This is a genomic window from Cohnella sp. GCM10020058, from assembly GCF_042683485.1.
Lineage (GTDB): Bacteria > Bacillota > Bacilli > Paenibacillales > Paenibacillaceae > Cohnella.
Genome location: NZ_JBHUJV010000001.1, coordinates 517,430 through 529,962 on the forward strand (window position 1 = coordinate 517,430; position 12,533 = coordinate 529,962).

The following is a 12,533-nucleotide window of genomic DNA, read 5'->3' on the forward strand; positions in this document are numbered from 1 at the left end:
GCGCTTCGAAGCGTCAATAGAACCGCTTCCGGTATGCCGACGGAGACGAACCGAGCGTTTTTTTGAACACTCTGCTAAAGTAGTAAGGATTCGGGAAGCCGAGCCGCTCGCTGATCTCCGATACGTTCAGTCGGCCCTCGCGCATGAGCTCGACCGCCTTGTTCATGCGCAGCTTGGTATGGGCTTCGATGATGCTTTGTCCTGTTTCCTTGCGGAATGCGGCCGACATATAGCTGTAATTCAGATTGACCCGTTTGCCGAGCGCATCGGCATCGAACGGCCGGTCGGCATGCTCGATCAAGCAGGGGATGATCCGTTGCGAGACGGAGGCAGCGCGCGGCAGAACCGCGTTGTCCGATGCCGGTTCGGCAAGCTCGAGGAACAACGCGTATACATCGAGGCTAAGACGCGTCATGGCGTAGGCGCGCGGCTCGGCGAAGCGCCGAATCAGATCGTCCAGCCTGCTGCCCAGCGTAATGCGCGGGGCCGGAATGCCGAGCTTGGGCAGCGCCATGCGGTACGCGTAATGATCCGGAAAATAGGCGTCGAGGCCGGACATCGGCGCATGCTCTCGATAACGCGGCGCCTCCGAATCGGGCGCGCTGAAATGAATCCAATACCATCCCGTCCCGGGCGTACTGAACGGAACGCCCCAATGATGAAGCCCGCCCCGCAAGAAAAGGTATTCGCCTTCCCTCACGATATATTCGATTCCTTCTTCTATCACCTTCATACTGCCCTCGACGACGAAGAAAAAGACGTCAAAGTCCAGGGTTCGGTCGTGATGCTCGTAAATCCCTTCAACCCTGTTGAAGCCGACGTCCCGCACGAGCGGGAAGCGGTCCGCCGTCATATATACTGACCCGTTCATGTGCGTGGCCTCCTTTCCTGACCGTTGGCTCGCTTCTTTCATTATATACCTAAAAAAAAGATAGGTATTGATAAAAAGTCGACATTTCAGTGCATTGATACTGCGATTTACAATAGATTCGAGAATCCAAAAAATCGGAGAGTGATGGGAATGAATCCAAGTCGTTTGCCTCTATCCGCCGTCCGTGCGCGGCTGCTGCCGGGTCCGCTGGCCAAGCGCAGTTCGCTCAACACCGACTATGTGATGAGCTTGAGCAACGACAACCTGCTGCGCAGCTTCTATCTGGAAGCGGGCCTATGGAGCTACAGCGGCAACGGCGGCACGACGACGGCGTCCGCGACGAGCATGGACGGTCCCGAGCAGTGGCACTGGGGCTGGGAAGCGCCGACCTGCGAGCTGCGCGGCCATATCATGGGCCACTGGCTATCCGCGGCAGCGCGGATCTACGCGCAGACCGGCGATCGGCTCGTCAAGGCCAAAGCCGATACGATCGTGGACGAGCTGGCGCGTTGCCAGGACCAGAACGGCGGCGGCTGGCTCGCGGCTTTCCCCGAAAAATTCATGCATCGGGCTTCGCAGGGCAAATGGGTGTGGGCGCCCCATTATACGATCCACAAGCTGCTGATGGGCTTGTACGAGATGCACGTCCTGGCCGGCAATGAGCGCGCCCTTGCGGTCATGATTGGGATCGCCGCCTGGTTCCACCGGTGGTCGGCCGCCTTCAGCCGGGAGGAGATGGACGATCTGCTGGATCTGGAGACCGGCGGCATGCTCGAGGTTTGGAGCGATCTCTACGGCATCACCGGCGATCCGGCGCATCTGGCGCTCATCCGGCGTTACGACCGGCGCCGATTGTTCGATGCGCTGATCGAGGGCCGGGACGTCCTGACGAACAGGCATGCGAATACGCAAATTCCCGAGATTCTAGGGGCGGCGCGGGCATGGGAGGTAACCGGGGACGAACGGTATCGCATGGCGGTTCATGCGTTCTGGGAGCTCGCCGTGGTCCGACGCGGCTACGTATGCACCGGCGCCGGCGACAATGCGGAGCTGTGGATGCCGCCGGAAGGGATGGCTGCCCGGCTCGGCGTCGGTCAAGAGCATTGCAGCGCGTACAATATGATGCGTCTTGCTCACTGCCTGCTGCGCTGGACCGGCGATCCGAAGTACGCCGATTACTGGGAGCGGCGGTTTTATAACGGGGTGTTGGCCCAGCAGCACGGCAGAACCGGCATGATCGCTTACTTTCTCGGCGTCGCGGCGGGCAGCCGCAAGACGTGGGGCACGCCGACGCAGCATTTCTGGTGCTGTCACGGCACGCTCATGCAAGCCAACGCGTCGTACGAGCAGCAGATCTATATGACGCACAGCGACGGGATCGCGGTTTGTCAATGGCTGCCGTCCGAGACCAGCTTCAAGCTGGAGGATACGACTATCGGGCTTGAGCTGACCCAGGACGGCCAGTTCGGCGCCTATCCGCTGAACGAATGGTCGGTCGAAGGCATGAAGGCGATTACGGACGTGCATGTGCCTCCGATTCCGGCGTCTCGTCCGCAGCGCTTCGTCTACGAGCTGAAGATCGGCATCGAGACGCCCGGGACTTTCGCCATCAAGCTGAGGCTTCCGTGGTGGCTCGCCGCCGCGCCGCGCATCGCGGTGAACGGCGCAGCGGAGTCCGCGCCGTTCGCGCCCTCGACTTTTGTGGAGATCCGAAGGCAGTGGTCGGACGGCGATACGATCCGCATCGAGCTGCCGACCGCCTTGAAGGCGGAGCCGCTGCCGGGAGATACGGGCATGTATGCCTTCATGGACGGACCTGTCGCCCTTGCGGGGCTGGTCGGCGAGGAGAGCAGGCTGTCCGGCGATCCGCTTGACCTTGCTTCGCTGCTGAAGCCGGATGACGAGCGGCATCATGGATGGTGGAACGTCGGGCGTTACCGGACAGTCGGACAAGACAGACGCATTCGCTTCATCCCTTTATACGAGGTGACCGACGAGCTTTATACCGTCTACTTTCCCGTCGCAGCTCCGACATGACCCGAGAATTTCGCAGGGGCCGATGCGCGAAGAACGGCCAAACATGTGAAAAAAGTGACCTTAGATCTAAAGAAAACAGCATAAGTGACGTCTATCGGCCATGTTAGACTTAGAGTCATTAAGGTCGATCCGGACGGGCGACGATTAATATACCGTAGATAAGGCAGGCGAGAGGCGATGCTGCTGCAGGACAACGATCAACAATGGCTCGAAGAGGTCGTCGGAAAAATCCGTACGAAGCTGGCATGGGTGAGCGAAAAGTCAAAGCGCAAGATTCCGTACACGACCGTGAACGGTACGCACGACAACCGGATCGCGGACAATCCGACAGGAACGGAGACCGATGGCATCTATTGGTGGACGAACGGCTTCTGGGGCGGCATGATGTGGCTGATGTACCATGAGACCGGCGAGGAAAAATACAAGGAAATCGCTAACTTCTCCGAGGATCAGCTGGACGAATGCTTCAGCGGCTACTACGGGCTGCATCACGACGTCGGCTTCATGTGGCTGCCGACGAGCGTCGCCAACTACAAGGTGACGGGCAATTCCGCGTCCCGGAAGCGCGCTTTGCACGCAGCCAACTTGCTGGCCGGGCGCTTCAATCTGGCCGGCGGCTTCATCCGCGCCTGGAACGACCTGGCGGACGCGGACACGCGGGGATGGGCGATCGTCGATTGCATGTTCAACATCCCGCTCCTGTACTGGGCTTCGGAGGAGACCGGCGACCCGCGCTTCAAGCAGATCGCGATGAAGCACGCGGATACGGCCATGACGGCGTTCGTTCGTCCGGACGGCTCCGTCAACCATATCGTCGAGTTCGATCCGGAGAACGGAGGCGTCGTGAGAACCTACGGCGGACAAGGTTATGAGGAAGGTTCCTCCTGGACGCGCGGGCAAACGTGGGCGCTTTACGGCTTTATGATGAGCTACATCCACACCGGCAAAATAGAGTATCTGCAAACGGCGCAACGGATCGCGCACTATTTTATCGCAAATATCCCCGAGAGCGGAATTATCCCGATCGACTTCCGCCAGCCCAAAGAGCCCGCTTACGAAGACTCGACCGCGGCCGCCATCGCCGCCTGCGGCCTGATCGAGATTGCGAAGGCGGTCGGCAAGCACGAGAAGGACATGTATCTGCGCGCGGCGGTCAAGCTGCTCCGCACGCTCGACGAAGCCCGCAGCGACTGGAGCGAGGAGAGCGACTGCATTCTGATCAACGGATCGCCCGCCTACCACAACGACAATCGCCATACCGCGATTATCTATGGCGACTATTACTTCATGGAGGCCGCGTTCAAGCTCAAGGGCAACGATTTGTATTTGTGGTAAACGCTCCGAATGCGGGCCGAAATCAATATCAGTTACGTATGGAGTGGGCAATGGCATCATTGCTTCACTCCATTTTTTTGTCGGCATGGGATCTCATCGCGCATGGATCGCCTTCGAGGGTCGTGCTTCCGCTAACGAATCTTAAAAGAGCTACAGTAATCTATTAAAAAAGGTACATACCCAAGGGGGGACGACTTCCTTACAATAAATTAGAAAGCGTTACCAATTTTCAAGATTCATCGTTTCAAGAGCCAAAGGAGGAGAATGATTTTGATAAAAAGATTGCCGATCTTATTGATCCTGGTGATGACGGTCTCACTGTTGGCGAACGCAGGAGCTTCTTTTGCGGCATCCGCTTCCACGACGACGTCCACGGTTCTGGCCGCAGCCGACGTTTATGTTCACTACGGGAGCCCGAGTGCTGAGGCGGAGAACCACGCAGCGGATAAGAATTTGCTCGTTGGCAACGGACGCAGCACGTATCTGCAATTCGATGTAAGCGGTATTTCGCAGCCGATCGTGCAGGCGCAGTTAAAGCTCTACGAGAACGATCATAACGCCAATACGATCTCTGTAGTTGAAGTGACCTACGACAACTGGGACGATTCGATCACCTACAAGACGGCTCCCTCCGCGGACGGCGGCGAAATCACTCGGTTCAAATCGTCGGCAACCGCAAACGTCTTTGTTAAGGCCGACCTGACGCCGGCGGTCCAGAATGCCGCTTCGGGAGACGGGATTTTATCCTTGAACCTGGGCAAGGTGGATGCGGTGAGTTCCACTTATCCGAGCGACTTCGCCTCTTCCCGGTATTCAGACTCGGCGAGGTGGCCGGTGCTGGAAATCGTCACCCAGAATCCGCTCTCGGACGCGGATCGGGTTCAGTTGGATCTGGCCGGCCTGGATGCGCTGGACAACACAACGGTATCCGAGGACTTGAGCTTGCCGTCAGCGGGAGCGGAAGGTTCCGCGATCGCCTGGGAAACGGACAATCCGGATGTCATCGCCAGCGACGGGAAGGTCACCAGACCGCCGGCGGACGGAGAGGATGCCACGGTTCATCTGACCGCCACGGCTAGATACGGCTCCGCATCGGATACGAAAACGGTCAACGTCACGGTCCTGAAGGAGCCCGTGGTGTCCGAGACGATGCACGAATCGTTAGGCGCTATCATTGCGCTGGCGCAGCAAACGGCTGACGGAGCGGCCGTCGGCAGCGAGCCCGGCCAGTATTCGCAGGCGAATCTGGATGCTTTTCAGCAGCAGATTGCCGCCGCTCAAGCTGCGGACCAGCAAAGCAGCGGGAATTTTACGGCGGCGGTAAACAATCTGATCGATGCCGGCAGCGTCTTTCTGAGGAGCGCCGCGATCTCGAACCTGGTGGTCAATGAGAAGAAAAATCTGCTCGAATATTCCGCGTATCGCCGCGATTTGACAGTGCTCGTATGGCAAGCGCGGGCGCAGCTGCTCGTAGAGCCTGCGTTCTATACGAAAGCCGACAAAGCGGCGCTGCAGGATCAGATCGATCATGCGCAGGCGGTATTGAACGGAACCTACGACGTGCCGTTCGTTCGCAACCGGTCGTTCTACACCCCGCGTCCGGATGAAAACATACAAACCGCGATCAGCTATACGACGCAAATCACGGGCTACGATTCCATGACGAACGGGCTGCAGCCGACGCTGGATTGGTACAGGAAGCAGCATATCCTGTTCGACGCATACAAGGAAGTAGATCTAGCCCCGACGGACGACACCTATATCAACAGCGGCAGCGCCGGAAGCTCGTTCGGCAGCGCGGGATCGATCATTTTGAGCGGCAACGAGAGCGCGGGCCGGATCGGTTATTTCAAGTTCGATCTAAGCGGCGTCTTGGGCGATATCCTGTCCGCGGATCTGGTCGTTTCGAACAAAAAGACGGACAACAACAAGGTATATACTTATTTGCAGGACAACGATTCATGGAATGAGGGCACGCTGACCTGGAACGGCGCGCCGCACGACGGCGGCGCTCTCGCGCACGGTCCGCTGCTCGGCACCTTTTACTTGGGCAGCAAGAACGGTTCGGCTTCGGTATCGCTGACTCCGGCGGTTCTATCCGAGCAAGCGAAGGACAAGAAGATTAGTCTGACGCTCGTTCAGGATGCCGGCTCCAATTTCCCGGGCGAGTTCTTTTCGAAGGAAGCGGCGGATTCGGCCAGACAGCCTTATCTGAAGCTGGTAACGAACGTGCCTGTGGCAAGCAAGCTTGAGGCCAAGTATAGCGATATTCTGAATTTGGCGCAGACCTTCCTGAACGGGACGACGGTCGGCGATGGCGTCGGCCAATACCCGCAAGCGGCCAAGGAGAAGCTGCAGTCGGCACTGGACCAGGCATCGTCCGTTCATGAGAGCGGGAATCCGACGGACATCGGCCGCGTACTGGTCGAGGTGTTCGATGCGATGAGCGAGATGAAGGCGTCGCAAATTTTGCGCAGCCAGGTCGAGCCGGATTCGAACCTTTACTTCACAGCAGCCGAACTTCAGGAATTTGCGAACAAAGTAAAGAATAGCCCACAGTTGACAGAGCAGTACGATCAGGTGAAGGCGATGGCCGACCAGACCACGCTCGATCAGATCAAGACGATGTCCGAGACGCTGCTGACCGACCAACTGGACTACGACAAGATCAATTCCTTGTACAAAGCATGGTCCACGATCAAGAACGTCAACTTTACGGCGCCTGCCAATACCGCTTCGGCTACGCTCAAGTTCGTGCTGCCTTCGGCGAACAACGAAGCCGATGGTCCGCTCGGCCATGTCTGGATCGACGGTGTCGGGATGGTGCCATCGTCGGTTGCCGGCACGGTAGACGTGCAAAATCCGGGCTTTGAATCCGGCACAGACGCGCCGGTTCACTGGAATTTGACCGCCGAGCAAGGTTCCCCGACGATGAGGATGGAGACGCGGCCGAACTTCGTGCAGGAGGGCGGACAGTCGGTCTATCTGGAAAATCCGACAGCGGGCGACCAGGCCGCGCTTGTGTACGACGGAACGTTCCCCCTTACGGCCGGAAGCAGCTACAACATGACGTATTCGGTCAAGCAGGACGGCATGCTGAAGGCAGGCGTGCAGGTGATCGTCACGTACAAGGATGCCAGCGGCAATGACTTCGGCCAATTCGTGTCGAGCGCCAATCAGCAGTCGTTCCCCGGCTTCAATTACGAACTGGGCATGCAGACGGACTCCATCGTTTATGCAGTGACCGGCGACAAGACGTATGCGGAAAAATCGAAATACGAAATGTTGTTCCAATTGAACGACTTCCTGCAAGGGGTCGAAAATTGGCTCGTACTGAATGCACGGCCGTATGGCAGCGATGCATACGGCGCCGTTCAAGGCGGGCGAGTGGCGAGTTCGTTGGCTGCGGCCTACACGATGATCAAGGACGCGGGCGTATTCAGCCCGGAGGAATATGCCGATCTGCTCGCCAAAGTAGAGTACCTGCTCACCGACCTGTGGAACCTGCGCGATGAAGGAGAACGGTCGTTAGAGGAAGTCAACGCCGGCTCCGGCAACTGGCAGACGGACATGGCGGCGGGTTCCGCGGCGCTCGCCATGGTATTCTCGGACCTGCCGCATGCGCGCATGTGGATGAACAACGGCATCCGGGTACTGGAAGCGCAACTGCAGTTCGGCGTGAATCCCGACGGTTCCTATCCCGAGTCGCTGCGTTATATGACGGCGTTCCAGGCCCGGTTGTCCGAATTCGCCAAGGCGCTCCGGAACTTGACGGGCGAGGACTGGTTCCAGTCCTCGAACCTGGCGAAGATCTATCAGTACAACCTGGACGTGCAGACGCCGCCCTACGCTTATTTCGACAATCGGATCAGCACGCCGAGCTTCGGAGACCACAATATGACCGATACCGGCAACTTCGCCTATTTCGGCCTCTACTACAACGAAGTGGCGCAGACGAATCCGCAGCTGGCCGCGCAGATGTACGAAGCCTGGGTGAAATCGGGGTACGAGACGTCGCAGTATTGGGGAGAAGGCGTGGCGCTGGAGCACTTCTTCGCCCCCGGCAAATTCGACAATCCGAATAACGTGCGGACGAATTTGCAATCCAATAAAACTTATTTGGGAGCGGGTCTCGTTCAATTCCGGAACAACTTCGGACGCCCGAACGAAAGCTATCTCTCGTATCTGGCGAATTCGACCGCGCTCGGTCACGGGCATTACGACCAGGGCTCGTTCATCCTTTACGCGAACCGCGTCCCGCTCGTCATGGACCCGGGCATCGACAGCTATTTTGCCAACAGCAAAAATTGGTACGTCGGTTCTTCGGCGCACAGCACGGTGCAATTCAAGAATGGCAGCACCTACGCAAATACGCCGACCACAAGCGCGTTGACGGATTTTTATGCGTCGAGGCCGCTGGATTTCGTTCAATCCCGCATTGCGAATGCCGGCGGCTCGGGCACCCAAACCCGCAGCCTTGCTTATGTCAAGAACGGCATCGACGCTTATGTCATCTGGGACCGCATTCAAGGCGCGAGCGGCGGTACGGTCTTTAATCTGCCGGTCGCGGCCATGGGAACAACGATAGACGGGAATAAGGCGGAATCGACCGGATTTTATGATATGGATTTGGAGACGACCTTTCTCCAGCCGCAAAATCCGGACATTCAAACCGAGTGGGGCGTCAGCACCGACCTGTCCCCGACGGTCGACGGTGCCCATCAATTGAACTATATCCGCGCAAAAGCGGGTGCGAACGAGAACTACTTAACCGTTCTGTACCCGAAGGGGAAAGATCAGGACGGCTTGACGACGGAAGCGCTGGAGTCGGATAACGGCTCGGTGGGGCTGTACAAGGCGCATACGTCCGACGGCAAATGGTTCGTGATCGCGGCGAACAACAGCGATCAGAACCAGTTGGTGACGATACCGGTCGGCGAGTCGCTGGTGGATCTGCGCTCCGGCGCCGAGCTGGAAGCGAACGGAGGCGTCGTGCAGGCCAATCTGAACGGCGGCACGCTGTACGTGTGGAAGCCGGCGTCGCTGGCGGACGGCTCGCCGACATCCATCGAAGTGACCGGTCCGCAGCAGGTGGTCAAACCGAATAGCGGCAGCGTTAGATACAATTTCTCGGCCGAAGCGATCGATCAGTACGATGACGCGGTTGCCGGTCAAACGATTCAATGGTCGTTGGATAACGACGTACAGGGAGCGTCCATCGATCAAGACAAAGGGATTCTGACGCTCGATTCGTCCTACCTAGGCTCAAATTCGCTTGCCATTACTGCCAAGAGCGGGGACCTGACGCAGACGTATACGGTTGCCGTGCAGGGTTCCGACGCCGGTGCAACCCAGATTTTGCGCAGCATTGTCGCGCCTTCGCCGATCGCGGGCGTCGCCAGCGGGACGGAGAAGACGGCAAGCGCCCTCGGATTGCCGTCCAGGGTGACGCTTGAGACGGATAAAGGCAACGTGGAAGCGGAGGTTGTCTGGGACGTAGAAGCCGCGGATTACGACGCCGGCGTGCACACCAGGCAGACGTTTACGGTAAGCGGTACCTTAAAGCTGCCGGAGGGCGTAACGAACCCGGACAACGTTTCGCTTGCGGCGACCGTTCAAGTCACGGTCGACGAGGCCGTAATTCCGGTCGAATCGGTTAGCCTTAGCCCGATCGCCCTGAACCTCGTCGCCGGTGCGACCGGACAGTTGACGGCTACTGTCGCTCCGACGGATGCAGCGGATCGGTCGATAAGCTGGACTTCCAGCGACAATGTCGTTGCCACAGTAGACAATGACGGAAAGGTCACGGCCGTATCGGCAGGAACGGCAACGATTACGGCGACAGCCGCGGACGGCAAGCATTCCGCAGAAGCGACGGTTTATGTGTCGGGCTACGTGCCTCCGACCGTCCCTTCGGTACCGTCCATCCCGCAGGAGCCAAGTCACAGCGTTGCCAACAACGCGATAACGGTTAAAGCCAAACCTGACGCCGACGGAAAGGCATCCGTACAGGTGCTCGCTTCCGATGTGTTGCAGGCGCTTGAAAATGCCGCCGCAGGCCAGCCTGTCGTGATCGCAGCGCAAGTCGGCGAAGGCGCGAGATCGGTTCAGTTGGACATTCCGGTAGCAGCCATCGTCGAAGCCGGCAAGAAAGCCGTTCAAATCTTAAAGGTGGATACCGGCTTCGCGACCGTCAATCTAACCTCGAAGCTGTTGGAAAAAGAGGGTGCCACCCAAATAAAGCTGAGCATAGCCCGGATCGATCGCGACGAGTTGCCGGCGGATGCCCTTGCGCAGCTGGGAAGCGGAGCGAGCGTGTACGATTTTCAACTGAATGTGAACGGCAGCGAGATTCATACGTTCACCGGCAACGAAGTGACGGTGGAGATGCCTTATTCGCTTCGGCCGGGAGAGAATCCGAATCAAGTCGTACTATTCTATCTCTCGGATGACGGCAAGCTTGAAGTCGTCAAGAACGGCAAGTACGATTCCGCGACAGGCAAAGTAACGTTCGCTCCCAAGCACTTCAGCAAGTATGCGGCAGCTTACGCCGACATCTCGTTCAACGATCTGGGCGGTCTGCTGTGGGCGCAGAACGCCATCTATGGACTCGCGGCCAAGGGTGTCGTTCAAGGCATGGGCAACGGCCGATTCGATCCGAACCGCAGCGTAACCCGAGCCGAGTTCATTGCGATGCTGATGAATGCGCTGGATCTGAACGACACTGAGGTCGCAGCTTCCGGAAGTTCGTTCAACGACGTCGCGGAAGGCGCCTGGTACGCGGACGCAGTGACGGCGGCCCGGAAGCTCGGCATCGTCAACGGCAGGTCGGACACGGAATTTGGCGTATCGGACCCGATCACCCGTCAAGATATGGCGGTTATGGTTGACCGTACATTGGCCGCTATTGGCCAAGCGGAGACTGCAGCCTCAGTCTCGACCGCATTCGTCGATCAGGATGCGATCAGCGGCTATGCACGCGAAGCCGTTGAAGCGATCCGAAGCGCGGGCATCATCCAAGGAATGGACGGCAATCGGTTCGAGCCGTTCTCGCACACGACCCGTGCCCAAGCCGCCACAGTCATTAACAGACTGCTCTGACCTGACGAACAATCGACAAGGGGCCGTCCCGCAAGTCGTATCAGACGACTTGCGGGACGGCAAACCGGAAAATATTGCACTTTGTACGGGCCAAGATCGGACTCTCGAATGGAAGGGAGGTGAGATCAAGCAACCGTCGAAGACAACACGGTCAGTCGAAGGTTCCAGCTATGTTTCTGAATGCGATTACAAAAAAGAAATGGAGGCTAGAGAAATGATTCGACTCCTGAGAAGCAGGCTTGCGCGCAAAGCGACGGTCTGCGCGGTACTGATCGCCGCGCTGACGGCCGGCCTTGTCGCGTACGCGGACAGCGCGTGGGTATCCGTGGGCGGCGTACCGACCTATGTCACGTATAACAGCTACGGACTGAAGGCTAGAGCGCAGACGTCGACGACGAACGCGGATGCCAACATTACATTGACGGATTCCGGTTCCCTCACCACGTATCAGCCCGGGTACATCTCGGGCAAGTGGCTGTTGTTCGTCCGGGACTCCTATGTGATCCTGCAGGGAAAGGGCTATTACAAAATCCGGTGGGAGCCCGAATATTGGGTCGCGCCCAATCAGCAACTGATGCTCCCCACGTTCACCGTGACCTCGGGCACCAATCTGTTCGTCGCGCAGGGCGGGAGGATCGGCGTGAACAACAGCTGGTTCAGATACGCCGAGACGAACCCGGTCGTTCAGTACAATTATGTCGACGGACTGCACTATCTGGACAGCTCGGGCAACAAGCGGGACATGGAATGGCAGGATAAATACTATTACCTAGATGGGACTGTCAAGATTGTATGCAATGAGCGGCGGAACGGCACCGGCGCGTATAACATCGCGATTACGCCGGTATTGTATTCGGATATCACCGCGATACGCAGCCAGTCGAGCGGTTATCTGGACGTGAAGGACTTCTGAGCGTCGCTACGTCTTCGACGCGGGCCGAATCCGCCACGATGATCCTGCGTATGCTCAAGAAGATCGATTTTATTTCCGAATAGGGGGTAGGCGGACAGCCCGCGTGATTGCAATCCTTCCAATCTCATCTGCTCGATGCGCTGTCCCGGCTTTGTCCGGGGCGTTTTTTTACTTTTCTACGCCCGGCGTGTTCTTAAAAAAGCGCGGTTCCGGCTATAAAAACCTCATTCAAGCCATGTCCGACCGGTGATAAGGTTAGGGCAGATTCCCGAATGA

5 protein-coding genes are annotated in these 12,533 nt (G+C 58.1%); 4 read left to right on the forward strand and 1 reads right to left on the reverse strand.

What is annotated here, in order from left to right; translation table 11 throughout:
* Window positions 1-13: 13 nt before the first annotated feature.
* Window positions 14-871 carry a helix-turn-helix domain-containing protein gene (locus ACFSR7_RS02135; RefSeq protein ID WP_378158734.1) on the reverse strand — a complete coding sequence of 286 codons (858 nt, stop codon included), beginning with the start codon at window positions 869-871 and terminating at the stop codon, window positions 14-16.
* A 150-nt stretch (window positions 872-1,021) separates the two neighbouring features.
* On the opposite strand from ACFSR7_RS02135, the gene ACFSR7_RS02140 reads away from it, so the two are divergent.
* The 4 genes from ACFSR7_RS02140 (at window position 1,022) to ACFSR7_RS02155 (ending at window position 12,257) form a co-directional block, all read left to right on the forward strand.
* Window positions 1,022-2,908, forward strand: a complete 1,887-nt coding sequence (locus ACFSR7_RS02140) for a beta-L-arabinofuranosidase domain-containing protein (RefSeq protein ID WP_378158735.1) — start codon at window positions 1,022-1,024, stop codon at window positions 2,906-2,908.
* Between the two features lie 177 nt (window positions 2,909-3,085).
* Window positions 3,086-4,243 carry a glycoside hydrolase family 88 protein gene (locus ACFSR7_RS02145; RefSeq protein ID WP_378158737.1) on the forward strand — a complete coding sequence of 386 codons (1,158 nt, stop codon included), beginning with the start codon at window positions 3,086-3,088 and terminating at the stop codon, window positions 4,241-4,243.
* 270 nt (window positions 4,244-4,513) lie between these two features.
* Complete coding sequence (locus ACFSR7_RS02150; protein ID WP_378158738.1) at window positions 4,514-11,344, forward strand: CBM96 family carbohydrate-binding protein; 6,831 nt, start codon at window positions 4,514-4,516, stop codon at window positions 11,342-11,344.
* 214 nt (window positions 11,345-11,558) lie between these two features.
* On the forward strand, window positions 11,559-12,257 hold the full coding sequence (locus ACFSR7_RS02155) for a hypothetical protein (RefSeq protein WP_378158740.1): 699 nt from the start codon (window positions 11,559-11,561) through the stop codon (window positions 12,255-12,257).
* The last annotated feature ends 276 nt before the right edge of the window (window positions 12,258-12,533 follow it).

Excerpts from the sequence above, each read along its gene's own strand:
- ACFSR7_RS02135 (WP_378158734.1), bottom strand. The coding sequence starts at position 871 with ATGAACGGGTCAGTATATATGACGGCGGACCGCTTCCCGCTCGTGCGG.
- ACFSR7_RS02140 (WP_378158735.1), top strand. The coding sequence starts at position 1,022 with ATGAATCCAAGTCGTTTGCCTCTATCCGCCGTCCGTGCGCGGCTGCTG.
- ACFSR7_RS02145 (WP_378158737.1), top strand. The coding sequence starts at position 3,086 with ATGCTGCTGCAGGACAACGATCAACAATGGCTCGAAGAGGTCGTCGGA.
- ACFSR7_RS02155 (WP_378158740.1), top strand. The coding sequence starts at position 11,559 with ATGATTCGACTCCTGAGAAGCAGGCTTGCGCGCAAAGCGACGGTCTGC.